The organism is Streptomyces sp. NPDC026589 (assembly GCF_040638385.1).
Lineage (GTDB): Bacteria > Actinomycetota > Actinomycetes > Streptomycetales > Streptomycetaceae > Streptomyces.
In genome coordinates, this window is record NZ_JBEZYG010000008.1 from 36,660 (window position 1) to 60,838 (window position 24,179).

Sequence of the window (24,179 nt, forward strand, 5' to 3'; positions counted from 1 at the left end):
TGTGCCGCAACCCGCCGTCCCGTCTCCCGGAGGAGAACCGATGCCCACGCCCACCGCACCGCGCAGCAACCCGACCGCGGTGACGCACGAGGTGACGAACCAGCCGCCTCCGCTCACCGGTCACGACGCCGCCGACGACGCGGTGCTGCTCGAAGGGGTACGCCGCGAGGGCGCCGCATGGCACCTGGACGAGCTGCACCGCTTCGGCCGTTACGTCGGCAGCGAGGAGGCGCAGCACTGGGCCGACCAGGCCAACCGCCACGAGCCGGAGCTGCGTACCCACGACCGCTTCGGCCACCGCATCGACGAGGTCGAGTTCCACCCCGCCTACCACTCGCTGATGGACGCCTCGGTGCGGGCGGGGCTGGCCGGCGCCGCCTGGGCCGAGGTGCGCCCCGGGGCCCATGTCGCCCGCGCCGGCGGCTTCATGCTGGCCACGATGCTGGAGCAGGGCCACCTGTGCCCGGTCTCGATGACGTACGCCGTCGTCCCGGCGCTGCGCCGCTCCCCCGACCTCGCCAAGACGTACGAACCGCTCCTGACCAGCCGTGTGTACGAGCCCGGGCTGAGCGCCCCCGCAGGCAAACGCGGCCTGCTCGCCGGCATGGGGATGACGGAGAAGCAGGGCGGCACCGATGTGCGCGCCAACACCACGGCCGCCGCCGAGCAGGCCGACGGCACCTGGCGGCTGTGCGGGCACAAGTGGTTCACCAGCGCGCCGATGAACGATCTCTTCCTGGTGCTCGCCCAGTCGCCCGGCGGTCTGTCGTGCTTCCTGGTGCCGCGCGTGCTGCCGGACGGCAGCCGGAACACCTTCCGCATCCAGCGGCTCAAGGACAAGCTCGGCAACCGTTCCAACGCTTCCAGCGAGCCGGAGTTCGACGACACCGTGGCCTGGCTCGTCGGCGACGAGGGCAAGGGCGTGCGCACCATCATCGACATGGTGACGATGACCCGGCTCGACTGCGTCCTCGGTTCCGCCGCCGGCATCCGTGCCGCGCTCGCGCAGGCTGCCCACCACGCGCGCCACCGCTCGGTGTTCGGCGCCCGGCTGTTCGACCAGCCCCTGATGCGCAATGTCCTGGCGGACCTGTCCCTGGAGTCCGAGGCCGCCACGACCCTGGCCCTGCGCCTGGCGGGGGCCGCCGACCGCGCCCACCGGGGCCACGGCGGGGAACGCGCCTTCCTGCGCCTGGCCACGGCCATCGGCAAGTACTGGGTGTGCAAGCGGCAGCCCGTGGCGGTGGCCGAGGCGCTGGAGTGCCTCGGTGGCAACGGGTACGACGAGGCGTCCGGCATGCCGCGGCTGTACCGCGAGGCCCCGCTCAACGGCATCTGGGAGGGCTCCGGCAATGTCAACGCCCTCGACATGCTGCGGGCGTTGACGCGGGAACCCGCCTCGCTGGAGGCCTTCCACGCCGAGATCGAGGCGGCGGCCGGGGCGGACGCGCGCCTCGACACGGCCTGGCGGGAGCTGCGGGCCGAGCTGGCGCGCACTCAGGACGCGCAGCTCCGGGCCCGCCGGGTGGTCGAACGGGCCGCCCTCGTGCTCCAGGGCTCACTGCTGGTGCGCCACGCACCGGCGGCGGTGGCCGACGCGTTCTGCGCGTCCCGTCTCGCGGGGGACCAGGGCCTCGCCTTCGGCACGCTTCCCGCGGGCACGGACTTCGCGGCACTGCTGGGGCGGCTGCCCGCCTGACGGGGCCGGGGAGAGGCGGCTGCCCGCCTGATGGAAGCGGGCGGGGCAGCGGGCGCCTTGCCCCCGCCCGGCGTACGGGCCCGTGCCGGCGGCCCGCTGTCGTCCCGTCAGGGGACGTCGTGTGCGTGGCGGAGGTAGGCGTCCAGCTCGGCGGCCCCGGCCAGCATCGCCCTCCCCCGCGCGGCCAGCCGGGCGTGCCAGTCGCGCAGGGCGGCCGCCAGCGGCTCCAGACCGCCGGCCGCCCGGACCTGGGCGATCAACGGCGCGATCTGCTCAAGACGGTAGCCGCCCCGCCTGAGCTGGTGGGCCAGTTGGGCGTCCCGTACGTCGGCCTCGGCGTACACCCGGTAGCCGGTCTGCGGGTCGCGGCGCGGGGTCACGAGTCCGGCGCGCTCCCACTTCCGCAGCGTGGCGGGCCTGATTCCCAGCTTCCTGGCCAGCGGTCCGACGAACATCCCGTCGGCGCTCGCCGCGCCGTCGGGTGCGGGGGCGACGCCGGGCCCCAGATCACCGAGGGCCCGCTCGACCGCTCGCAGTGTGCGCCGGTCCTCCAGCAGCTGGGCGTGGCTCTCGTCGACGATGCGGAATGCCTCCTCCTGATCGTCGCGGTTCACCGCCCGCATGATCGACGCGGCGGTCCCGTGCCCATGCCCGGGAACCAGCGCGAGGAACGCCGCGAGGGCGTACGCGTGCATCGGCGCGTAGGTGCGGTAGCCGTGGGGGGTGCGCCCGGCGGCCGGGAGGATTCCCGCCGCCTCGTAGTTCCTGACGGCCTGCGTCGACAATCCGTGGCGGCGGGCCAGATCGACGGGCCGGAGTCGTCCTGCTGTTTGAGGGTTCTGCCTCATGTATCCCAAGGTATCGCGCAGAAGCTTCAACCGAGGGTTCAGCGATACGGTTGAAGCCATGGCCAACGACATCAAGGACATCGCCCACGCCGTCGACGCGGCTTCCGTCATGAGGCTGTTCGCCTCCCCGCCCCGGATGCTGACTCTGGGCGAGCCCACCCACGGGGTGGACGCCCCTCTCCTTCTGCGCAACGCGCTCTTCCGGCGGCTCGTCGAACGGGAGGGCTACCGCACCATCACCATCGAGAGCGACTGTGTGGCGGGGCTGCTGGTGGACGACTACGTGACGACGGGCGCGGGCACGCTCGACGAGGCGATGGAGCGGGGGTTCGGCCACGGACTCGGCAAGTCGGCGGCCAATCGTGAACTGGTGATCTGGATGCGCGCGTTCAACGACGGCCGGCCCGCGCCCGACCGGGTCCGCTTCGCCGGCTTCGACGGGCCGCTGGAGATGGCGTACGCGGCGAGCCCGCGCGAGGCCCTCACCTCGCTCCACCGCGTTCTCGCCGCCCATGTGGACCCGGGCCTGCTGCCCTGCACCGCCGCAACGCTCGACCGCCTCCTCGGCCCGGACGACCGGTGGACCGACCCGGCGGCGATGCTGGATCCGTCCGCGTCCTTCGGGCGGTCGGCCGAGGCCGGACGACTGCGCCTGCTCGCCGATGACCTGGGCGCGCTGCTCGACGCGTGGACGCCGCACCTGATCGGGGCGGCCTCACGGGACGCGTTCGACCGGGCGCTGCTGTACGCACGGGCCGCCTCGGGGCTGCTGCGGTACCACTTCTGGATGGCGGACACGTCACCGAGCCGGCTATCACGGCTGACGGGCCTGCGGGACCAGATGATGGCCGGCAATCTCCTCGCGCTCGCCGAGCGGGGGCCGGTTCTGGCGCACGCCCACAACAGCCATCTTCAGCGGGACATGAGCTCGATGCGGATGGGCGGCCGACGGCTGGAGTGGTGGAGCGCGGGCGCCGTCGTCGACGCCCGCCTGGGCGAGGAGTACGGCTTCCTGGCCACCGCCTTCGGCACGATGAGGCACCAGGGGGTCGACGTTCCGCCGCCGGACACCCTCGAAGGAACCCTGTACGCGCTCCCGGAGGAGTCCTGCCTGGTGGACGCCTCCGAACTGGCCGCCGTCCTCGGTGCCACGGACCTCGTCCGGCGCACCTCCCCGTACTTCGGGTACGCCCCGCTCGACCCGGCGCACCTGGCCCGTATTGACGGAGTCGTGTTCATGAAGGACGTTCAGGAGGACGTTCGGGGAGAGTGAAGACGCTCGTGACATGCGCCGGAGAGGTCGTCCGCCCACTCGGCTAGTCCGGACGAGTGAATCACCCTCAGGTCAGGAATACGTGGGCCCGGCCACGGTTGACCACACCATGACTTCTGATATTTCCGGAACGAACAGGGCATTTCGACGCGTGGGGATCTGGAGCGGCGCCCTGCACGCTTCACTGGTGGACGACGCGGGCGGGAAGGCGATCGCGGAGGCGCTCGCCGAGCTCGAAGCACTGGGGTACGGCACCGTCTGGATCGGGGGCAGCCCGACGCCCGAGGACGCGGCGGCCGTCGTGGCCGCCACCCGGTCCATCACGGTGGCCACCGGCATCCTGTCCATCTGGAACCACACGGCCGAGGAGGTGACGGCCGCGATCGCGGCGATCGATCCGGCGGCGCGCCGCCGCTTCGTCCTCGGTCTGGGCGTCAGCCACGGTCCGATGGTGCCGCAGTACGCGAAACCGTACAGCGCGATGGTTTCCTACCTCGACGCGCTCGACGCCGCCGAACCGTCGGTGGGCTCCGGTCATCGGGTCCTGGCGGCCCTCGGTCCGAAGATGCTGAAGCTCGCGGCCGGCCGGTCGCTGGGGGCACACCCCTATCTCGTCACCACCGAGCACACCGCGGAGGCCCGTGAGGCGCTCGGCCCCGACGCGCTGCTCGCCCCGGAGCTGACGGTGGTGCTGGACACCGACCTCGACCGGGCGCGCACCACCGCGCGGACGATGCTGGCGATGTACCTGCGGCTGCCCAACTACACCGACAATCTGCTGCGTCTGGGATTCACGGAAGGCGACTTCGACGGCGGTGGCAGCGTCCGCCTGCTCGACGCCCTCTTCGCGATGGGCGACACCGGGCAGGTGAGGCGCCGGACCCGGGAGTACTTCGACGCCGGCGCCGACCACGTCGCGTTGCAGGTGCTCACCGCCGAGGAGGGCGGCGGCGGCCTGCCGCTTGCCGCATGGCGTGAGCTGGCCGAGGCTTTCGGCGACGAGCTCTGACGGGCGCGGAGCCGGCCCGTCAACACGTCGCACCCAATGCCCCGTTCGGGTGCGGTGCGGCGTGTCGGGAGGATTGCGGGGCGGCTCTGGGCAGCCTCCGTGCGAACCGACCGTGGAGGGGGAGTCGTGGGAGTGGCACGTGAGTACGGGCGCACCATCAGTGAGGGTCCGACACCGGCCGATGCGGCGGGAGCGCCCACCCTGCCCTATCCGAGCGGGTGGTCCGCCCTGGCCTTCTCGCACGAGCTGCGGCCGGGCACCGTGCTCACCCGGCCACTCGCGGGGCGCGACGTCGTCCTGTACCGCACCGGCACGGGGGCGCTCCGCGCCGTCCGTCCGTACTGCCCGCACCTGGGGGCCCATCTCGGTCTGGCGAAGGTCGAGGGGGAGGATCTCACGTGCCCCTTCCACTTCTTCTCGTTCGGACCCGACGGCACCTGTGTGCGCACGGGGTACGGCACGCCGCCGCCGCGGTCCCCGCTGACGCAGCTGCCCGTCCAGGAGGTGAACGGGGGCGTATTCGTCTGGCGGCACCACGACGGCCGGGATCCGGACTGGTCCGTCCCGCAGTGGCACGAGATCGGGCGCCGGCCCGCGCGTACCGCCGCCTGGGAGCTGGCCGGCAACGTCCAGGAGGTCATCGAGAACTCGGTCGACCTCGGACACTTCGCCACCCTGCACGGCTGGGCGAAGGCCGAGATCGACGGCCCTGTGGCGTACGACGACGCGACGTTCCATGTCGCCATGCGGGCCCATGAGTCGGCGCCGCTCATGGGCGACTTCACCGTCGACGTGAAGGTGGACGGATATGGACTCGGCTGTCTGCACGCCGACGTCCACACGCCCCGCTTCGGGCTGCGGATGTGCACGATGGTGATGCCGACGGCCATCGGGCCCAACCGGATGCAGTTCCGCCAGCTGAACCGCATCGCCTTCGACGAGCCGGGCCGACTGCCGCCCGGGCTCGCCCGGATCGTCAGCCGTACCGCGGCGCGGCTCCTGGACCGCCCCGTCTTCCGGGCCAGTTGCGAGTTCACCGCCGCCGATTTCCCGATCTGGCACCACAAGCAGTATCAGCAGCCACCCCGGCTGGCTTCCGGTGACGGACCGATCGGCCCGTTCCGGCGCTGGGCCAAGCGGTTCTACCCGGAGGCGCCGGGCAGGTCCTCGGTGACCCGCCCGCACCGCAGCGAGGGCGAGGACAGCACTGTCCTCTCCTGACATGACCTGAGCGTGACCTGCGTGCCGGCCTGAGCCCGCCCGGGCGCAGCACCCCGTCCTTCCTGTTCCCTCGCCCCAGCGTTCCCTCGCCCCAGCCCAAGCGCTGCCTCCCCTCGCCCCGGCCTGCGCGTGCCCCTTCCCGGGCACCGCGGACGCCGGGGCTCCGCACTTCGGGCGCCATTCGGGCGCGGATCGCGGGAGAGCGGGCAGCCCCAGTGACCGGATCCGCGACCGTCCTGGGCATGACCAGCACCGTCACCCGCGGGAAACGGGCACGATCGGGCTGAGGGGATCTGGTGAAGCGGCTGGTAGTCGCCCCGGCACTGCTTGTACAAACGACACATGAGCCCGAACGGACAGACGGGCTCCGCCCGCAACGGGCCCAGCAGCGACCAGGGAAGTGCGCCGTGGACACCGAGGAACGCCGTCGGGGAATTCTGGACACGGCCCGGCGAGAGGGGTCGGTCGGAGTGAACGCCCTCGCGGACCTGTTCCAGGTGGCCAAGGAGACCGTCCGCCGCGATCTGCATGTACTGGAGGAGCACGGACTCGTCCGCCGGACCCACGGCGGCGCTTACCCGGTGGAGTCGGCCGGCTTCGAGACCACGCTCGCCGTCCGCACCACACGCAACGTTCCGCAGAAGTCGAGGATCGCGACCGCCGCCGCCGATCTGCTCGGCGACGCCGAGACGGTCTTCGTCGACGAGGGCTTCACCCCGCAGCTCATCGCCGAGGCACTCCCTCAGGACCGGCCCCTGACCGTGGTCACCGCGTCCCTGACCGTCGCCACCTCCCTCGCCGGGGCCGAGAAGACCTCGGTGCTTCTGCTGGGCGGCCGGGTACGCGGCTCGACGATGGCGACGGTGGACCACTGGGCCTCCCGGATGCTCGCGGACTTCGTCATCGACCTCGCGTATCTCGGAGCCAACGGCATCTCCCGCGAGTACGGCCTCACCACCCCGGACCCCGCCGTCGCCGAGGTGAAGGCGCAGGCACTGCGCAGCTCGCGGCGCAGGATCTTCGCGGGGATCCACAGCAAGTTCGGGGCGGTGAGCTTCTGCCGGTTCGCCGGGGTCGGCGACTTTGAAGCGATCGTCACCGACGCGGGGCTCTCCTCGGCCGAGGCTCAGCGCTACTCCCTCCTGGGCCCCCAGGTCATCCGCGTCTGACCGGCCCCGTCAGCCCGGCCGACCGCCCCTGCCCGACTGGCCCGCCCCCACCGGCCCGCCCGCCGCACCGCCGACCGCACGGCCCCCCGCACCCACACCCCGCATCACCGCTCCCCCGCACCGCCGGAGCCTGCTTCGCCATGCCCGCGACGACCCGATCACCGAGCCGCTACGACTGATCAGGAGCTCCCATGCCCCATCCAGGACGCCGCAGCCGACCACGTGTACGCGGTCGGGCCCGCGCCGTGACCGCCGCACTGGCCCTGCTCGCCACCGGCTGCGCCGGAGCGGGCGGGACCTCCTTCGGGGGCGGCGACGCGCTCAACGTACTGATGGTGAACAACCCGCAGATGGTCGAACTGCAGAAGCTGACCGCGAGGCACTTCACGGAGGAGACCGGCATCCAGGTCCACTTCACGGTCCTGCCCGAGAACGACGTACGCGACAAGATCAGCCAGGACTTCTCCAACCAGGCCGGTCAGTACGACGTCGCCACCATCAGCAACTTCGAGCTGCCGTTCTTCGCGAAGAACGGCTGGCTGCACCCCCTCGACGACTACGCGAAGGCCGACACCGCCTTCGACCAGGGGGACATCCTCCCACCACTGCGGGAATCGCTGACCGCCGAGGACGGCAAGCTCTACGCCCAGCCCTTCTACGGCGAGTCGTCCTTCCTCATGTACCGCGAGGACGTGTTCGAGGAGCAGGGCCTCAGCATGCCCGAGAAGCCGACCTGGGCGCAGGTGGCGAAGCTCGCCGAGCGGGCGGACGGGGCGGAGCCCGGGATGAAGGGCATCTGCCTGCGCGGGCTCCCGGGCTGGGGCGAGGTCATCGCCCCGCTCACCACGGTCGTCAACACGATGGGCGGCACCTGGTTCACCGAGGACTGGGAACCGCGCCTGACCGCGCCGGGGTTCAAGAAGGCGACGAAGTTCTACGTCGAGCTGGTGCGGAAGCACGGACAGCTCGGCGCCCCGCAGTCCGGATACGCCGAGTGCCTGAACAACATGACCCAGGGCAAGACCGCCATGTGGTACGACGCGACGGCGGGCGCCGGGTCCCTGGAGGCGGAGGGCTCCCCGGTGAAGGGGAAGATCGGGTATGTCGCCGCCCCGGTGGAGCAGACCAAGAGCTCGGGCTGGCTCTACACCTGGGCCTGGGGGCTGCAGAAGGCGTCCAAGAAGGCGGACGACGCCTGGAAGTTCGTGTCCTGGGCTTCCAGCAAGGAGTACGAGGAACTCGTCGGGGCCACCAGCGGCTGGTCCAACGTACCCGCCGGCAAACGGGCTTCCACCTACGCCAACCCCGACTACCGGGCGGAGGCGGGCGCGTTCGCGGACGTCACCGAGCGGGCCATCTCCGAGGCCGATCCGAAGAATCCGGGCACGCAGCCCCGCCCGACGGCGGGCATCCAGTTCGTCGGCGTACCGGAGTTCACCGATCTGGGCACCCGCGTGGCGCAGGAGATCAGCGCCGCCATCGCGGGCCGCCAGTCGGTGGACGCCGCGCTCGCCGCCTCCCAGAAGCTGGCCGAGAAGGTCGCGGAGGAGTACCGATGACCGTCACCGCAACCAGAGAGACCACGTCCCCGCCCTCCCCTGCGAAGAGGCAGGGCGGTGGCCGGCGGCGTACCTGGGCGACCCGCGCTCCCCTGCTGCCGGCGCTGGTCTTCCTCATCGCCGTCACCCAACTGCCCTTCGTGGCGACCCTGGTGATCTCGCTCTTCGACTGGAACTCCCTCAAGCCGGAGAAGCGCCACTTCACCGGGTTCTCCAACTACGCCTCCGTCTTCACCGACGAGGCGTTGCGCGAATCGGTCGTGACGACCGTCGTCCTCACCGTGTCCGTCGTGATCGTCAGCGTGGTGCTGGGGCTCCTCTTCGCCCTGCTGCTGGACCGCGCCTTCTTCGGCCGGGGGTTCGTGCGCACCCTGCTGATCACCCCGTTCCTGCTGGTGCCGGTCTCCGCCGCGCTGCTGTGGAAGCACGCGCTCTACAACCCCGAGTACGGGCTGTTCAACGGGGCGCTCACCTGGTTCGGCGAGCTGTTCGGCATCGAGTCGGTCGCGCAGCCCGAGTGGACGTCCCAGATGCCGCTGATCGCCATCGAGGCGTCGCTCGTGTGGCAGTGGACACCGTTCATGATGCTGATCCTGCTGGCCGGGCTGCAGAGCAGGCCGGCCGAGATCATGGAGGCCGCCCGGCTGGACGGGGCCGGGCCCTGGCAGATGTTCCGCTATCTGACCCTGCCGCATCTGCGCCGCTACCTCGAACTCGGCGTCCTGCTCGGGTCGGTGTACATCGTGCAGAACTTCGACGCGGTGTTCACGATCACCTCCGGCGGTCTGGGCACCGCCAACCTCCCTTACACCGTCTACGAGACCTTCTACCGGGCCCATGAGTACGGGCTGGCGTCGGCGGCGGGCGTGGTCGTGGTGATCGGCACGATCGTCATCGCCACCTTCGCGCTCCGGACGGTCTCCTCCCTCTTCCGTGAGGAGGCGAGCCGCGCATGAGCGCCTCGACCGCGACATCCGTATCCGCATCCGTCAACGCCGCTACGCGCAAGGCCCGTCGGCGCTCCGCCGCCCTGGGCGTGGCCGCCTGGGTCGTGGGGATCGGCTTCTGTCTGCCCGCCCTGTGGATGGTGCTGACGTCCTTCCACGCGGAGGCCGACGCCGCGACCAACCCGCCGTCGGTCGCCGCCGCGCTGACGCTGGACGGCTACCGCACCTTCTTCGGCGGTGGGGGCGGTCCGACGCCGTGGCCGCCGCTGGTCAACTCGCTCGCGGCCTCGTTCTTCTCGACCGTGCTGGTGCTGCTGCTCGCTCTTCCGGCCGCGTACGCGCTGTCCATCCGGCGGGTGCGCAAGTGGACGGACGTGATGTTCTTCTTCCTGTCCACCAAGATGCTGCCGGTGGTCGCCGGGCTGCTGCCGGTGTATCTGTTCGCGAAGAACACGGGGCTGCTGGACAACATCTGGCTGCTGGTCCTCCTCTACACCTCGATGAATCTGCCGATCGCGGTGTGGATGATGCAGTCCTTCCTCGCGGACGTCCCCGTCTCCATCATCGAGGCGGCTCAGGTCGACGGGGCCCGGCTGCCGACGGTGCTGCGCCGTGTCGTCGCCCCGGTCGCCGGTCCCGGCATCGCCGCGACCGCCCTGATCTGCTTCATCTTCAGCTGGAACGAGCTGTTGTTCGCACGGGTGCTGACCGGCGTCGTCGCCGGGACCGCCCCCGTCCATCTGACCACCTTCGTCACCAGCCAGGGCCTCTTCCTCGCCCAGCTGTGCGCGGCGTCCGTGGTCGTGTCCCTGCCGGTGCTCGTCGCCGGCTACGCCGCCCAGGACAAACTCGTCCAGGGCCTCTCTCTGGGAGCAGTCAAATGAGGGCAGCCATCGTCGAAGCCCCCGGCAAGGTCTCCGTGACCACCGTCCCGGACCCCACACCCGGCCCCCGCGACGTGGTGGTCAAGGTGGCGTCGTGCGGGCTGTGCGGCACCGATCTCCACATATTCCAGGGCGAGTTCGCCCCGACGCTGCCGATCGTGCCCGGGCACGAGTTCGCCGGGGAGGTCGTCGGCCTCGGTGCGGACGTCACGGAGCTGTCCGTCGGCGACAAGGTGGCCGTTGACCCCTCGCTGCACTGCCACGAGTGCCGCTACTGCCGTTCGGGCCGGGGCAACCTCTGCGACAACTGGGCGGCGATCGGCGTCACCGTGCCCGGGGGCGCGGCCGAGTTCGCGGTGGCGCCCGTCGCCAACTGCGTCACCCTGCCGGAGCACATCGACGTCCGCGACGCGGCGCTGATCGAGCCGCTGTCCTGCGCGGTGCGGGGCTACGACGTCCTCAACGGCAATCTCGGGGCGCAGGTGCTGATCTACGGCTCCGGGACGATGGGGCTGATGATGCTGGAGCTGGCCAAGCGCACCGGCGCCGCGTCGGTGGACATGCTGGACGTCAACGCCCAGCGGCTTGCCACCGCGACGACGCTGGGCTGTACGGGCGCGGCGGCCCGTGCGGATGAGCTGGACCGTCCGGGCGGCTGGGATGTGGTCATCGACGCCACCGGCAACGCCGGGGCCATCCAGGACGGTCTCGGGAGGGTCGCCAAGGGCGGCACGTTCCTCCAGTTCGGGGTCTCCGACTACGCCACCACCGCGGTGATCGAGCCGTACCGGATCTACAACCAGGAGATCACCATCACCGGTTCGATGGCGGTCCTGCACAGTTACGAGCGGGCGGCGGCGCTCTTCGCGAGCGGGGTGCTGGACGCGTCGGTGTTCATCAGTGACCGGTTGCCGCTGGAGCAGTATCCGCAGGCGATCGAGCGCTTCCGGGCGGGGATCGGCCGCAAGATCGTGGTGGAGCCGTGACGGATTCCCTGCCTTCGCCTGCCGCGGATCCCGGTGCCGTCCTCGTGCTCGGTGAGGCGCTGGTGGACCTGGTGCCGACCGAGGGTGACGCCGGGGTCCGGGCGGCCCAGCCGGGCGGCGCGCCCGCGAACGTCGCGGTGGGCCTGGCCCGCCTCGGCGGGCGGCCGTCCTTCGTCGGCGGGCTCGGCGACGACGCCTTCGCGGAGAGCGTCGAGGCATGGCTGGCCGGTGCGGGCGTCGATCTCTCACTGAGTGGGCGGTCGTCGCTGCCGACGGCGCTCGCGGTGGCCGACCCGGGCGCTCACGGGACCACGTACCGCTTCCACCTCCGTGACACGGCGACCTTCGAGCTGCCCGAACGGACGGTGGAGGCGACGGCGCGTTTCGGCGCGGTGTACGTGGGCGGGCTCGCCGCGGTCGTGGCGCCGGCGGCCGGTGTCGTGGCCGCCACCGCGCGGGCGGCCGCCGACGCGGGGCCGCTCGTGGTGGACCCCCATGTGCGCGAGGACCGCACCCTGGACCCCGTGCGGAGCCTCGGCCGGCTGCGCGAGCTGTGCTCGCCGGCTCGGGTCGTGAAGGCGAGCGACGAGGATCTGGCGCGTCTGTGGCCGGACGCGGCCCCGGAGGCCAGCTGCCGGGCGCTCGCCGGGGAGGGGCGGCTGGTGGTGATGACCCGGGGGGGGGCGGAAGGCGCCACCGCGTACGTCCATGACGCTCCCGCGGTCCCGGTCCCGGCCCTGCGGGTGCGGGTGGTGAACACCATCGGCGCGGGTGACGCGTTCATGGCGGGGATGCTGACCTGGTTGAGGACGGTGGCCGACTGGGATCCGGCCCTGTCCGCCGGGCAGGCACGGGCGATGCTGGAGTACGCGGCCGCGACGGCCGCGACGGTCTGTGCCAGGGCGGGAACGGAGCCCACGGCCCCGGTCGGGGTGTGAACCCGGCACGCATCGGGCATCACCCTCAGGACCCGAGTTCCGCACGGCCCTCCCCCGGCCCACGGAAACCGCCGCGGCCCCACCGGGCTCCTCCGCCCGGTGGGGCCGCGGCGTCGCCTCAGCTCTGCGGGCGCCTGCCGTGGTTCGCGGCGTTCTTGCGGCGGGCCTTCTTCTTACGACGTCGCTTCGATGACATCGAACCCTCCTTCTTCCTTCTGCTCTGTACTCCGTTGCGGATGGTCCACCGGGCGGTGAGGCCCGGAGATCACCGGGCCGCCTACCCATGGACACCGTGGCAAACACCAGGTGCGGGTGCAACCGGCGGCACGCCGCCGGGCACGTACGGACAGGTGTGCGGATCCGTCAGTTGGTCAGCTCGTCGATGAAGTCCTCCGCGCACCGGTCCTCGGCCGCCTGGCCGTTGGCCCGGTTCATGCAGTCCTCGAGGTTCCTGAACTCCTGGGAGTCGAGCACGGAGACGGCCACCACGAGGACGATGGCGGAACCGATGAGCCCGAGCGCCCCGAACGCTGCGCCGACTATCGCCATCACCCGGCGCGGCGCGCGGCCCTGGCGGGTACGGAGCGCGGCGATGATCCCGAAGACGACGGCGAGCAGGCCGAGCAGCAGCCCGCCCACCACGGTCCAGAAGAACAGGCAGGCGATGAGGCCGAGCACGAGTGCGGCGACCGCGAAGCCGTTCGTCCGGGCGGGCGCCTGGCTGCCGTAGGGGTCGTGGTGGGCGGCGGGCTGCCCCGGGTACGGGGAATCCGGGTACGAGGGAAGGGACATCGGGGAAGTGCTCCTGTTCTCCTGGCTTCCCGTCCACCTGCCCGGTGACCCGTCCTCCATGCACGCCTTTGGTCACACTCCGGCAACGAGAGGGCCTAAATGCCCTGGCCAGAGGCTTCCCGGCGGAGCCGCGCCGACAGGTGGTGCTGGAGCGGCCGGCCGACGGCGGCGAGATCGTGGACGAAGGCGAGCGTGTCCGGATCCGTCAGGGTGTAGCGGCGGCGGGTGGCGTCGACCTTCTTGGCGGTGCGGGCGAGCGACACCCGCTCGGTGGCGAGGTCAACGACGCCGTCGCGAGCGTGGCCGACCGAGATCTCCGCGATGCCGGTGGGCTGGGTGACCAGGGCCTCCACCCGCCCGTCCGGCTGCAGACGCCACCATCCCGTCTCGCGGGCGGACGGCCGCAGGGGCAGCCCGTCCGCGTCGAGCAGCCAGGCCCGGGCCTCGTACGCGAGAAAGGGCCGCCCGTCGTGGCTGAACGTGACCTCCTGCGCGTAGGTGAAGTCCGCCTCCAGCGTCGGATATCCGCCGCGGCCCGTGCCCCGCCAGGTGCCGATGAACCCGGTCACCGGGGCGAGCAGCGGATGCGGCGCGGGAGAGGCTCCGGGGTGGAGGGCGTCGGGGAAGGGAAGTCCGGGGACGGGGTCGTGCATGCGGGTGCGCTCCTGGATCGGTGCCGGTACAGGGTCGCAGCCTAGGGGGTGCCCGGTGAGTACGGACGCGGCCCCGCACACGGGTGTGCGGGGCCGACGGTGACGGGCTCAGTTCTGGGCGAGCAGGGCGTTCTCCGCGCGGACCAGCCCGATCAGCTGGAGTTCACCGGCCGAGAGCCGGCCCGGGCCGCGGGCGGGTTCGGTGCCGGGTGCCGCCCACGCCGGCCCCGATCAGGAACCCCCGGCGGGCGACCAGGTCCGTCCGCTCGGGGGAGTTCTCAGGTGGGATCGGCGGCCATGCTCTCGATCAGGCTCTTCGGCCGCAGATCGGTCCAGTTCCGCTCGACGTAGTCCAGGCAGGCCTGGCGGCTGTCCTCCGGATGGGCCACGGCCCATCCGGAGGGCACCTCGGCGAACGCCGGCCACAAGGAGTGCTGTCCTTCGTCGTTGACGAGCACCAGGTAGACGCCGTCCTCGTCCTCGAACGGATTGGTCACCGCAACCTCCATCCATTGGGGTAAGGGTACCTTTACTTGATCGCTGGCGACCCTACCCATCCGCTCCGCGGTTGACTCGCCGAATCGCACAACTCTTCTGTTCAACACCGGTTTTGCTGGCCCGAAATCAGCGCCCCGGCGGCCCCGCTCGCCACCCTGCCCAGGCCGGTGGCGACGTCGGCCCGGTCAGAGCCCGAGGTCGCTCAGACGGGCCTCGTAGCGGATGGTGAGGTCCTCGGAGTCGCCGGCCGGGTTGTCCCAGAGGGCCTCCAGCTCGGAGCGCACCGCGTCGGGCAGCGCCTCGTAGCGCTCGGACCAGGTGTCGGAGTTCGGTATCCAGTAGCCGACGACCTTGAAGCGGTCCGCCGGGAGCCCGAGGTCACGACGGAGGTAACGGCGCACCGAGCGCAGGGCGTTGGTCTCCCCCGCGACCCAGACGTACCCGCCCGCGAGGTCCGTGCCGGGCGGGACGGCGGCGGCCACCAGGTCGGCCAGGCGGCTCGGGCCATGACCGTTCCCGCCGTACGTCCAGGTCACCTTGGAGTCGGAGGGCTCCCGCAGGGGCAGCACGGCCGTGGGCGCGGGCGCTTCCAGCACCACCCGGGTCCTGACGTGGTCCGGCGTGTTCTCCAGCAGCCGGGCGGCGGCGGGCAGACCGGTCTGGTCGGCGACCAGCACCTGCCAGGAGAGGTCGGCCGGGGGGCTGTAGAGGCCCGTCGGATCGTTGACGCCCACGACGTCTCCGGGCCGCGCCTCGGCGGCCCAGCCGGACGCCACGCCGCCCTCGTGCAGCACGAAGTCGATGTCGACCTCGCCCGCCTCCGGGCGCACCGCGCGGATCGTGTAAGTGCGCATGGGCGCGACGGGCTGCCCCTCGGGGGTCTCCCACCCGCCCTGCTCGGTCGTCCGGGGCAGGGAGACCTCGGTGCGGTCCGGGCCGTGCGGAAGGAAGATCCGTACGTACTCGTCACCGACCCCGGTGGTCCTGAAGCCCGCCAGACCCTCTCCGTGGAGGGTGACGCGCGTCATGGTCCCGGTGAGCGGCTGCACTCGGGCAACGACGGCTCGGTGGATCGTCATGGACTCTGCCCCTTCGTACGCGTGGTCGGCCTGAGCGCCTCGCCCGCCGGGACGAGAGAACCGAATTGACTTAGGCCAGCCTAACCTTTCATCGGCGCCAGTTCGATACGGCATCGGTCGTACGGGCGGGCGCTGTGGCAAGATCCGACGCATGTCCGTTCGATATCCACGTCCCCTGCGCCCCGGTGACCGGATCGGCGTCACCTCCCCGTCCAGCGGAGTGCCCGAGGAACTGGGAGAGCGGCTCGCCGTCGCGGTGCGCGATGTGGAGGCACGGGGGTACGAGGTCGTGACCGGCCGGTGCATGGACGGCGGCGGGCACGTCAGCGCGCCCGCGGCCGACCGGGCGGCCGAGTTGACGGCCATGCTGACGGACCCCGCCATCAGGGCCGTGGTGCCCCCGTGGGGCGGGGAGACCGCCATCGAACTGCTGCCCCTGCTCGACTGGGACCGGCTGCGCGGGGCCGAGCCCACCTGGGTGGTGGGCTACTCGGACATGTCGACCGTCATGACGCCGCTGACCCTCCTCACGGGGTCGGCGACCGTGCACGGGAACAACCTCTTGGACACCCCCTACCAGGTGCCGGAGGGGCTGGTTTCCTGGCTCGACGTCGTCGCCGCGCCGCCGGGTCACCGGTTCACCCAGATTCCGCCGGAGCGTCACCGGGCCACGGGCTACGACGACTACGCGGAGCACCCGGAGGTCCGCACGTTCACGCTCGACACCCCGGGCCGGTGGACGAGGCTGGACGACGGTGGCGACGTGGACGTCGAGGGGCGGCTGATCGGGGGCTGTATCGAGATGCTGAGCAACCTCACCGGGACGCCGTACCTCGACGCCTCCGCCTTCGCCCGGGCCCATGCCCCGGAGGGCCTCCTCGTGTATGTGGAGGCCGGCGGCCACGACGCGTTCACCATCTGCCGCAATCTGCACGGGATGCGGCTGGCCGGTTTCTTCGACGCGGCCAACGCCGTTCTCGTGGCCCGGACTTCGGCCCCGGACAGCGGCTCGCTCACCCAGCGTCAGGCGGTGCTGGACGCGCTCGGACCGCTGGGCGTGCCGATCGTCGCCGACGTCGAGTGCGGCCATGTGCAGCCGTACCTCCCCCTGGTCAACGGGGCGCGGGGCCGGGTCGTCCACACGACGACGCGCAGTGAACTGACGCAGACGCTGGACTGACCCGCCCCCGCCGGACGGCGTGTGCGTCCTAGCATGACGGGATGAGCCGTCTGCCGAACCCCCACGCCCGACGTTCCGTACTCCGTCTGCTGGGCGGCGCCCTCGCGTCCGTGCCGCTCGCGGCCTGTGGCACGGAATCCGACTCGCCCTCGCCCTCGCCCGCCGGAACGGCGGCCGGAACTCCCTCGGCCGCGGCGCGGGACGCCGGGCGCGCCTTCGCGGCGCTGGAGAAGGAGTACGCGGCGCGACTCGGCGTGTACGCGGTCGACACCGGGACCGGGCGCACGGTCGCCCACCGTGACGGGGAACGGTTCGCCTATGCCTCCACGTTCAAGGCGCTCGCGGCGGGGGCCGTGCTCCGCGAGCACGGGCTGGGCGGGCTGGAGCGGGTCGTGACGTACCGCCATGAGGATCTGGTCGACCACTCCCCCGTCACCGAGAGGCACGTGGCCACCGGAATGAGCCTGGGCGATCTGTGCGACGCCGCCGTGCGCTTCAGCGACAACACCGCGGGCAATCTGCTGTTCGACGCGGTCGGCGGGCCCCGGAAGCTGCAGGCGGTGCTCGCGGAGCTGGGGGACGGTGTGACCCGGATGGAGCGGCGGGAGACCGAGCTGAACGAGTGGACTCCCGGCGCCACCCGTGACACCAGCACCCCCCGGGCCCTGGCCGAGGATCTGCGGGCGTTCGTCCTGGGCGACGCCCTCGGCAGGCCCGAGCGGGCCCGGCTCACCCAGTGGCTCACCACCAACACCACGGGCGGCGAACTGATCCGGGCAGGGGTTCCGAAGGGGTGGACCGTCGGCGACAAGACCGGGGCGGGCAGTACGTACGGGACGCGCAACGACATCGCCGTGGTATGGCCGCCCGACGCGGCGCCGTTGGTGCTGGCGGTGCTCTCCAACCGGGCGGACGCGGACGCCGACTACGACAACACGCTGATCGCGAAGGCGGCGTCCGCCGCCGTCGCCGCCCTGACCGGGCAGCGGGACCGTCCGTAGCGGACGGCTCAGGACTCGTCGAGCACGGCGTCGATCTCGCCGAGGAAGTCGTCCAGGTCGCCGGGGTTCCTGGAGGTGATCAGCGGCCAGCCGGAGGCGTCGTCGCGGACCACCGGCTTGTCGACCCAGGTGCCGCCCGCGTTGGTGATGTCGGTCCGCAGTGACGCGTACGAGGTCAGCGTCTTGCCCCGGACGTAGCCGCCCTCGACCAGCGCCCACGGCCCGTGGCAGATGGCGGCCACCGGCCGGCCGGAAGCGGCGAACGAGCTGACGATCCGGGTGGTGGCGTCCTCCAACCGCAGCGAGTCGGCGTTCAGCGTGCCGCCCGGGACCAGCAGCAGGTCGTACGCGGCGGGGTCGACGTCGTCGAGCGTGAGGTCGGGCCGCACGGTCTCGCCGGGGTCACGGTCACCGACGAGGGTGCGGATCCCGTCGGCGGAGACCGCCGCCACGCTGACCTGCGCCCCGTGTCCGCGCAGGTGTTTCACGGGGACGACGAGTTCGTCCTGCTCGACTCCGTAGTTGGTGACGATGGCCAGGATCCGGCGGTCGTCGAGAGCGGTGGTGGGCATGGGCTGCTCCGTTCCTGTGGTGTGGTTCTTCCGTCGCCGTTCGTACGCTGAAATGAGTGTCGTGTCGTCGCGGCGGCTCCCGTTTCGCCCTATCGGCCGGCAGGTGCCCGGGGGGGCTCATCCGGCCGTGATCCGGACGCATGCGGCGACGGCGTCGCGCAGGCTCCCGGTCCGCGCCAGGATCTCGCGCTGGATCCGTGCGCCGTTCCCGCGCCGGACCACGTCGGCCAGGGCCCGCTCCGCGGCCTTCAGGTCCCCGCTGTCCTCCAGGGCGTCCCGCACATGGTCCAGCAGGGCGCGCAGGACGTCGGGGGCGGGCTCCGGGCGCAGGGTGCGGGGGTGGACCAACCGGTCCTCCAGACCCGAACGGCCCGCCTGCCAGGAGGCCACGCGCAGCAGGGACGTGCTGACGTCCGGGGGCGGCTCACCGGCCCGCCACTGGCGTGCGGCCGTGTCCACCAGCCCCCGTACCAGCGTGGCCAGCAGTACGGTATCGGCCGGGTCCAGGCAGACGTCCGCGATCCTTACCTCCACGGTGGGGTAGCGGTGCGAGAGGCGCACGTCGAAGTAGACCATCCCCTCGTCCCGGAGCACCCCGGTGCCGATCAGGGACCGCACCTGGCCGTGGTACGCCTCGGCGGTGCCGTGGACCTCCACCGGGCCGGCCGACGGCCAGCGCCCCCACACCCGACTGCGGTAGCTGCTGTACTCGCTGTCCCGCCCCTGCCAGAACGGGGAATTGGCGCTCAGGGCGAGCAGGACGGGCAGCCAGCAGCGCACCCGGTCGAGCACGGCTACGCCCTCCTCGTCCGATTCCACCGAGACGTGGACGTGGCAGCCGCAGGTCAGCTGCTCCTGAGCGGTCAGCCCGTAGCGTTCCGCCATCCACCGGTACCGCTCCCCCGTGCCGATCGTCGGGCTGACCGGGAGCGGCGAGGTCGCCAGGGCCACGACCGACGCGCCGACGTCCGCGGCGTGCCGTACCGCCTCGGTGCGCCACTGGTGGACCGAGGCGGCGAGCTCACTCATGTCCGCGCAGGGATGCGTGGAGAACTCCAGCTGCTGGCGATGCAGTTCCGGCTCAAAGGCCGACTCGCCGACCGCTTCCTTCTCGGCGATGGCCAGCACCGCCGAGGACAGGGCGCGTGCCTCTCCGCTCGCCGGGTCGACCAGCAGCAGCTCTTCCTCGACACCCACCGTGCGGGCCACGGCACCCTCCCTTCCACGGTCGACGGCGGTCAGGCGGAGAGGACGGAGTCGTCCTCGGGCCGGGCGCCGGGCAGCTGGTGGCGGGCGGCGACCAGCGCGCTGTCGACGTCACCCGTGCCGGTCGACACGCACAGCGTGTACGCCACGTCGTCCATGCGCTGCCGGGCCTCCTCGCCGCCGCTCTCCGCGTGCAGCACACGCAGTGCCTCGTACTGCTCGATCAGATTGCGCAGTACCGTGGGGTGGGCCATCAGCATGCGGAGCGTCCTCTCGCCGGAATCATCGCGTGGTGTCCTGCTCGCCCGGGTGGGCACCGCCCCGGGTACCCGCCCACGGGCAAGCCACACATCAGGGCACCGCGTCCGCCGCTCCGGGGCCGCGCGGCGCGCTCCCGGCCGGTGGCCGGAGCTCCAATATGGCCGGGCGGCAGGGCCTCCGCATCTTCTCCGCCCCTCCCTGGCCGCCTCCCGGGAGAGGGGCCCTGTGTCCCGGCCCTCATCGGACCCCAGGACTGCTCCGCCCGGCAGCGGGTACCCAGCAGGGCGCATCACTCGTCCCCCGGTCGCACCGGGGGCAGTACGGAAGGAAGCTCTCATGACCGACCGCAGGCCGGAAGGCACCGCCTACACCGGGGCTTCCGGCAGCCCGCCCCCCGTTCCGGCGGACATGCAGGACCAGCAGACGCAGGAGGGCGAGGACGCTCTCGACATACCGGTGCCGGACCGGGTGGCCCGCCAGGGCGGACAACCTGACCTGGACGAGGCCGGCGCCGGCCGGAACACGCCGCGCAACGCGGGCGCGCACCCCGACAGGCATCCGACCCCGGACGAGTCGACGGGCTGAGGAGCACGTGCGCGGTCAGGGACTCCGGCCGGGTGGGCGCTCGCCCCCCGGGCCGGAGTCCCTGGAGGAGTCCGGGACGCTCGCACCTGGGCCCCGGCCCCGGAGGAGTCCGGACGGCTCATCGCGCACGGCATGCCCGTGCCCCGGCCCGAAAGGGGCCGGGGCACGGGCATGTGCGCTCAGTGGTGGCCGCGCGCGCTGCTCGACGCGCCGCCGAACAGCCTGGCCAGGGCCCGGAAGGGCAGCGTGACCACGGTGGCGATGGCTCCTCCGATGGAGCGGAGTACATCTGCGATGGCCTTGAACATGGGTCGCCCTCCATTCCCCCCACCGACCTTCCGGAAGCTCCGGAACGACCGGTGCGAGATCCACCGCGTACCCGGCACACGCCGTCCCAACCGGGGAGCCGCCCGGCAGGAACACACCCGGTACGCCCTGGAGCCCCGGAGCGCAGCGCGCTCCGGGGCTCCAGGATCGGTCAACCCGGATCAGGCGGTGGTGATGTTCTCCGCCTGCGGGCCCTTCTGGCCCTGGGTGATGTCGAAGGTCACCGCCTGGCCTTCCTGGAGCTCACGGAAGCCGGTGGAGTTGATGTTGGAGTAGTGCGCGAAGACGTCGGGACCGCCGCCGTCCTGCGCGATGAAGCCGAAGCCCTTTTCCGAGTTGAACCACTTGACGGTTCCGCTGGCCATGCCCGTACCTCTCAGCAGTAAACGGATCCGCACCGCGCGGACCCGGAGGTGATCGCCCTGGTTCTCAGGCACTGCACAGCAAAACGCCCGCGCCAGGCGCGGGCAGGTACTGCGAACCACGACATCTTCCGGCGACGCTACACGCCGGGATCACTCCTCACCAGAGAGCAACGCCATTTTGCTGTGGATCACCTTCACGGTCGCCGGCTCATACCACACCGACTACGGTCCGTTCAGGGGCCGTCGGCACCCCGGGCGACACCGCGCGCCCACAGGACCAGCGGCATCTGGAGGGCAGCCGGGCCCAGGCCGCCACCCGCTGCGGACGGGGCCGGTGACGCCGGTCGACGGCCATCCGCACATTGGCCGGAAACACACCGATGAAGAGGCCGGTCGTCGCCCGAAGGGCGGCCCTGCGGGGCAACTGGAGGGGACGCACCGGAACATACGGGATCGGGCGGCCCGGGGTCCCGGGTGCTACTGGATGAACCGGGGCAGCCAGCGGGCCTGGTAGTCGGCGTGGCCTGCGTACTCGGCGGCCAGTTGCCGTACGGCGAAGCCCAGGCCCACCGCACGGCCGGAGCGGAAGTCCTCGGCCGGGCGGTCGGTGTCCAGGTCGGCGACCTCGACGTACTCGCCGAGCATGACCCGGTGCGTCTCGATGCGCTCCAGCGTCCGCGCGGGGTCCTGGAGCGCGATGTGCTCGTCGAAGCCCCGCCCCCGCACCGTGAACGCCACCCCGCCGGTGCGGTCGTGGACCTCGCCCGGCACATCGGCCGGGCACCGCCATCGGTCCCCACCGGCGGCCAGTGCGACGTGTTCCTCGTCGGCGAGCCGCGCCCGGACGAAGGCCACCATGTCTGCGTTGGCGCCCATTGGATGCCGCTCCCTTGCGCTGATGGATCTCTGCACTCGATACGGGGAGCATTCTGGTGGACCGGACGCGGCGCGATCCACCTCCGCATCCGGTTCACCCCACCGTGTCCCCCTCGTTGCTCGCTGCCAGGTCGGCAAGGACCTTGTGCAGGGGTTCGGTCTTCCGGCGGCGATACTCCTGCACGGCCCAGCCGTTGCCGTCGGGGTCGGTGAAATACATGAAGGTCGCCCCGTCGTCCGGGGCGTACCGCTGCGGCTCGGAGACCTCGACGCCCCGGCCGACGAGCTCGGCGTGCGCGGCGTCGATGTCGGTGACGCAGAGCTGGAGGCCGTGGTACGTGCCCGGCCGCGGGGTTCCGGTCGGGTTGGGCAGTCCGTCGGTGAGCGCGATCGAGCAGCCGGAACCGGGTGGCGTCAGCTGGACGACGCGGGCTCCGGGCATCACCTCGGCGTCGATGTCGACGTGGAAGCCGATTCTGTCCCGGTAGAAGTCCCGGGCCCGGTCGACGTCGGTCACGGGCAGCACGATCACTTCGAGGGTCCAGTCCATGGGTCAGCTCTCTTTCGCGGGTCGCTCGGCCTCCGGGCCGGGCCGTGGTTCGTCGATGCCCGGCTGCCGTAGCGCGTTCGTGCCGCCGGGCCGTGTCCCGCCCGTTTCGGCGTCGTCCCTCGTCTCACCCGCGAGCGGTGCCGCGCCGCCCTGGAGACGGGCCAGGTCCGCGGGCCTGACCTGGATGACGAACAGGGCTACCAGAGCGGCGACCACGGCGAAACAGGCCGCGACGACGAAGGCGCTGGAGACGCCCGAGGTGAGCACCTGGTCGCCCCAGGGCGGTGGCAGCTCACCGGTTTTGCGGAACTCCAGCAGCTGGGCGGGCGTGCCCTCCTGGAGGAATCTCGGCACCTGGTCGGTGGCTTCGTTGCGGCTGGCCGTGCCGAACGTCGTGACCAGGATCGACAGGCCCAGGGACCCGCCGACCTGCTGGGTGGCGTTGAGGATGCCGGAGGCGGCGCCCGCCTCCTTCGGGGCGACGCCCGAGACCGCCATCAGGGTCAACGACACGAACTGCATGCCCATGCCGAAGCCGAACACGAGCATCGGGCCGAGGATCGAGCCGAGGTAGGAGCTGTGGACGTCGGTCAGCGTCAGCCAGCCGAGACCGGCTGCGGCCAGCAGCGCGCCCACCACCATGAAGGGTTTCGGTCCCCACCTGGGCAGCAGTTGGGAGGCCAGGCCGGCGCTGACCGCGATGACGGCGCTCACCGGCAGGAAGGCGAGGCCGGCCCGCAGCGGGCTGAAGTCGAGGACGTTCTGCACGAAGAGGGTCAGGAAGAAGAACATCCCGAACATCGCGGCGGCGAGGCTGAGCATCATCGCGTAGGAGCCGGCGCGGTTGCGGTCGCGGAACATCCACAGCGGCGTGATGGGCTGTTTCGAGCCACGTTCGACGGTGATGAACACCGCGAGGAGCACCACGGCCACCGCGAACGAGCCGAGGGTCAGCGCGTCGGTCCAGCCGTCCTCGGAGGCGCGGATGAAGCCGTAGACGAGCAGCACCATGCCGACCGTCGAGGTGAGCGCGCCGGCGATGTCGAAGTGGCCCGGACGGCGTTCGGACTCGGGGATGTAGCGAGGGGTCGCGAAGGCGATCAGCAGGCCGATCGGAACGTTGACGAACAGGACCCAGCGCCAGTCCAGCCACTCCACCAGCAGCCCGCCGGCGAGCAGCCCGATCGCGCTGCCGCCCGCCGAGACGGCCGCGAACACCCCGAACGCGCGGTTGCGTTCGGGGCCCTCGCGAAAGGTGGTGGTGATCAGCGACAGGGCGGTGGGGGAGGCGATCGCGCCGCCGACGCCCTGGAGCGAGCGGGCGGCCAGCAACTGCCAGCCCTCCTGGGACAGCCCGCCGAGCAGCGAGGCGAAGACGAAGAGGAGCACGCCGAAGACGAAGACCCGGCGGCGGCCGAGGATGTCGCCGAGGCGTCCGCCGAGCAGCAGCAGGCCACCGAACGTCAACGTGTAGGCGTTGACGACCCAGGAGAGGTTCTCGGTGGAGAATCCCAGGTCCTGCTGCATGTGCGGAAGCGCGATGTTGACGATGGTGACGTCGAGCACCACCATCAGTTGGCACGAGGCGATGACCAGCAGTGCCAGTCCGCCGCGGTGCCGATCGGAGGTGGCCGTATCGGCGGGTGTCGCGTGGGAGCCCGTCATGGTCAGGTTCGTCTCTCGTGCCGAGGGCAGTGCGCC

26 protein-coding genes and 1 pseudogene are annotated in these 24,179 nt (G+C 71.8%); 13 read left to right on the plus strand and 14 right to left on the minus strand.

What is annotated here, in order from left to right; genetic code table 11:
* Nucleotides 1-40: 40 nt before the first annotated feature.
* Nucleotides 41-1,699 (plus strand): acyl-CoA dehydrogenase family protein, encoded by a 1,659-nt coding sequence (locus AB0F29_RS15665; RefSeq protein ID WP_361872069.1) that lies wholly within the window; start codon nt 41-43, stop codon nt 1,697-1,699.
* Nucleotides 1,700-1,806: 107 nt separating this feature from the next.
* Here the strand turns inward: AB0F29_RS15665 and AB0F29_RS15670 are convergent, their stop codons facing one another.
* Nucleotides 1,807-2,547, minus strand: a complete 741-nt coding sequence (locus tag AB0F29_RS15670) for a TioE family transcriptional regulator (RefSeq protein ID WP_361872072.1) — start codon at nt 2,545-2,547, stop codon at nt 1,807-1,809.
* A 58-nt stretch (nt 2,548-2,605) separates the two neighbouring features.
* Between AB0F29_RS15670 and AB0F29_RS15675 the strand changes: the two genes are divergently transcribed.
* The 9 genes from AB0F29_RS15675 to AB0F29_RS15715 all read left to right on the plus strand — a co-directional run bounded on the left by AB0F29_RS15675 (nt 2,606) and on the right by AB0F29_RS15715 (nt 12,533).
* Nucleotides 2,606-3,820, plus strand: a complete 1,215-nt coding sequence (locus AB0F29_RS15675) for an erythromycin esterase family protein (protein ID WP_361872075.1) — start codon at nt 2,606-2,608, stop codon at nt 3,818-3,820.
* A 109-nt stretch (nt 3,821-3,929) separates the two neighbouring features.
* Nucleotides 3,930-4,829: a TIGR03620 family F420-dependent LLM class oxidoreductase gene (locus tag AB0F29_RS15680; protein ID WP_361872078.1), complete on the plus strand. Its 900-nt coding sequence runs from the start codon at nt 3,930-3,932 to the stop codon at nt 4,827-4,829.
* A gap of 126 nt (nt 4,830-4,955) precedes the next feature.
* On the plus strand, nt 4,956-6,050 hold the full coding sequence (locus tag AB0F29_RS15685; RefSeq protein ID WP_361872081.1) for a Rieske 2Fe-2S domain-containing protein: 1,095 nt from the start codon (nt 4,956-4,958) through the stop codon (nt 6,048-6,050).
* A gap of 407 nt (nt 6,051-6,457) precedes the next feature.
* A complete protein-coding gene (locus AB0F29_RS15690; RefSeq protein WP_361872084.1) occupies nt 6,458-7,219 on the plus strand; it encodes a DeoR/GlpR family DNA-binding transcription regulator in 762 nt (253 codons plus the stop codon).
* A 191-nt stretch (nt 7,220-7,410) separates the two neighbouring features.
* Nucleotides 7,411-8,778, plus strand: coding sequence for a sugar ABC transporter substrate-binding protein (locus AB0F29_RS15695; protein WP_361872087.1), 1,368 nt, complete (start codon nt 7,411-7,413; stop codon nt 8,776-8,778).
* Nucleotides 8,775-9,734: a sugar ABC transporter permease gene (locus AB0F29_RS15700; RefSeq protein ID WP_361872090.1), complete on the plus strand. Its 960-nt coding sequence runs from the start codon at nt 8,775-8,777 to the stop codon at nt 9,732-9,734. The genes AB0F29_RS15695 and AB0F29_RS15700 overlap by 4 nt, the downstream gene beginning before the upstream one ends.
* Nucleotides 9,731-10,609 carry a carbohydrate ABC transporter permease gene (locus AB0F29_RS15705; RefSeq protein WP_361872093.1) on the plus strand — a complete coding sequence of 293 codons (879 nt, stop codon included), beginning with the start codon at nt 9,731-9,733 and terminating at the stop codon, nt 10,607-10,609. Before AB0F29_RS15700 ends, AB0F29_RS15705 begins: the two co-directional genes overlap by 4 nt.
* Complete coding sequence (locus tag AB0F29_RS15710; protein ID WP_361872096.1) at nt 10,606-11,595, plus strand: zinc-dependent alcohol dehydrogenase family protein; 990 nt, start codon at nt 10,606-10,608, stop codon at nt 11,593-11,595. The genes AB0F29_RS15705 and AB0F29_RS15710 overlap by 4 nt, the downstream gene beginning before the upstream one ends.
* On the plus strand, nt 11,592-12,533 hold the full coding sequence (locus AB0F29_RS15715) for a PfkB family carbohydrate kinase (RefSeq protein ID WP_361872099.1): 942 nt from the start codon (nt 11,592-11,594) through the stop codon (nt 12,531-12,533). The genes AB0F29_RS15710 and AB0F29_RS15715 overlap by 4 nt, the downstream gene beginning before the upstream one ends.
* A gap of 363 nt (nt 12,534-12,896) precedes the next feature.
* Here the strand turns inward: AB0F29_RS15715 and AB0F29_RS15720 are convergent, their stop codons facing one another.
* The 4 genes from AB0F29_RS15720 to AB0F29_RS15735 form a co-directional block, all read right to left on the minus strand.
* Nucleotides 12,897-13,325, minus strand: a complete 429-nt coding sequence (locus AB0F29_RS15720; RefSeq protein WP_361872102.1) for a DUF4190 domain-containing protein — start codon at nt 13,323-13,325, stop codon at nt 12,897-12,899.
* Between the two features lie 95 nt (nt 13,326-13,420).
* Nucleotides 13,421-13,978: an FABP family protein gene (locus tag AB0F29_RS15725; protein ID WP_361872105.1), complete on the minus strand. Its 558-nt coding sequence runs from the start codon at nt 13,976-13,978 to the stop codon at nt 13,421-13,423.
* Nucleotides 13,979-14,256: 278 nt separating this feature from the next.
* Nucleotides 14,257-14,475 carry an MbtH family protein gene (locus AB0F29_RS15730; RefSeq protein ID WP_361872108.1) on the minus strand — a complete coding sequence of 73 codons (219 nt, stop codon included), beginning with the start codon at nt 14,473-14,475 and terminating at the stop codon, nt 14,257-14,259.
* Nucleotides 14,476-14,661: 186 nt separating this feature from the next.
* Nucleotides 14,662-15,555 carry a siderophore-interacting protein gene (locus AB0F29_RS15735; RefSeq protein ID WP_361872111.1) on the minus strand — a complete coding sequence of 298 codons (894 nt, stop codon included), beginning with the start codon at nt 15,553-15,555 and terminating at the stop codon, nt 14,662-14,664.
* Between the two features lie 151 nt (nt 15,556-15,706).
* Between AB0F29_RS15735 and AB0F29_RS15740 the strand changes: the two genes are divergently transcribed.
* Together AB0F29_RS15740 and bla are read left to right on the plus strand one after the other, a co-directional pair.
* Nucleotides 15,707-16,735, plus strand: a complete 1,029-nt coding sequence (locus tag AB0F29_RS15740; RefSeq protein ID WP_361872114.1) for a S66 peptidase family protein — start codon at nt 15,707-15,709, stop codon at nt 16,733-16,735.
* 41 nt (nt 16,736-16,776) lie between these two features.
* On the plus strand, nt 16,777-17,736 hold the full coding sequence (gene bla, locus AB0F29_RS15745) for a class A beta-lactamase (protein WP_361872117.1): 960 nt from the start codon (nt 16,777-16,779) through the stop codon (nt 17,734-17,736).
* 8 nt (nt 17,737-17,744) lie between these two features.
* Here bla and AB0F29_RS15750 read toward each other — a convergent pair whose 3' ends face one another.
* The 3 genes from AB0F29_RS15750 to AB0F29_RS15760 all read right to left on the minus strand — a co-directional run bounded on the left by AB0F29_RS15750 (nt 17,745) and on the right by AB0F29_RS15760 (nt 19,774).
* Nucleotides 17,745-18,308, minus strand: coding sequence for a type 1 glutamine amidotransferase domain-containing protein (locus AB0F29_RS15750; protein WP_018955868.1), 564 nt, complete (start codon nt 18,306-18,308; stop codon nt 17,745-17,747).
* A gap of 117 nt (nt 18,309-18,425) precedes the next feature.
* Nucleotides 18,426-19,517 carry a glutamate--cysteine ligase gene (locus tag AB0F29_RS15755; protein ID WP_361872120.1) on the minus strand — a complete coding sequence of 364 codons (1,092 nt, stop codon included), beginning with the start codon at nt 19,515-19,517 and terminating at the stop codon, nt 18,426-18,428.
* A gap of 29 nt (nt 19,518-19,546) precedes the next feature.
* Nucleotides 19,547-19,774 carry a DUF5133 domain-containing protein gene (locus AB0F29_RS15760; protein WP_018955866.1) on the minus strand — a complete coding sequence of 76 codons (228 nt, stop codon included), beginning with the start codon at nt 19,772-19,774 and terminating at the stop codon, nt 19,547-19,549.
* Nucleotides 19,775-20,111: 337 nt separating this feature from the next.
* Here AB0F29_RS15760 and AB0F29_RS15765 point away from each other — a divergent pair, with 337 nt between their 5' ends.
* Nucleotides 20,112-20,360 carry a hypothetical protein gene (locus AB0F29_RS15765; protein ID WP_361872123.1) on the plus strand — a complete coding sequence of 83 codons (249 nt, stop codon included), beginning with the start codon at nt 20,112-20,114 and terminating at the stop codon, nt 20,358-20,360.
* A 179-nt stretch (nt 20,361-20,539) separates the two neighbouring features.
* Here the strand turns inward: AB0F29_RS15765 and AB0F29_RS15770 are convergent, their stop codons facing one another.
* From AB0F29_RS15770 to AB0F29_RS15795, 6 genes and pseudogenes are all read right to left on the minus strand, one after another.
* Nucleotides 20,540-20,668: an LPFR motif small protein gene (locus AB0F29_RS15770; protein ID WP_251144925.1), complete on the minus strand. Its 129-nt coding sequence runs from the start codon at nt 20,666-20,668 to the stop codon at nt 20,540-20,542.
* 180 nt (nt 20,669-20,848) lie between these two features.
* Complete coding sequence (locus AB0F29_RS15775; protein WP_003964323.1) at nt 20,849-21,052, minus strand: cold-shock protein; 204 nt, start codon at nt 21,050-21,052, stop codon at nt 20,849-20,851.
* A gap of 233 nt (nt 21,053-21,285) precedes the next feature.
* A pseudogene (locus tag AB0F29_RS15780) lies at nt 21,286-21,470 on the minus strand (hypothetical protein); the annotation flags it as partial.
* A gap of 59 nt (nt 21,471-21,529) precedes the next feature.
* Nucleotides 21,530-21,928: a DUF6221 family protein gene (locus AB0F29_RS15785; protein ID WP_361872128.1), complete on the minus strand. Its 399-nt coding sequence runs from the start codon at nt 21,926-21,928 to the stop codon at nt 21,530-21,532.
* Nucleotides 21,929-22,022: 94 nt separating this feature from the next.
* Complete coding sequence (locus tag AB0F29_RS15790; RefSeq protein WP_361872131.1) at nt 22,023-22,478, minus strand: VOC family protein; 456 nt, start codon at nt 22,476-22,478, stop codon at nt 22,023-22,025.
* A 3-nt stretch (nt 22,479-22,481) separates the two neighbouring features.
* The gene (locus tag AB0F29_RS15795; protein ID WP_361872134.1) at nt 22,482-24,143 is read right to left on the minus strand and encodes an MFS transporter; all 1,662 of its coding nucleotides are present in this window, start codon (nt 24,141-24,143) and stop codon (nt 22,482-22,484) included.
* Nucleotides 24,144-24,179 lie beyond the last annotated feature (36 nt).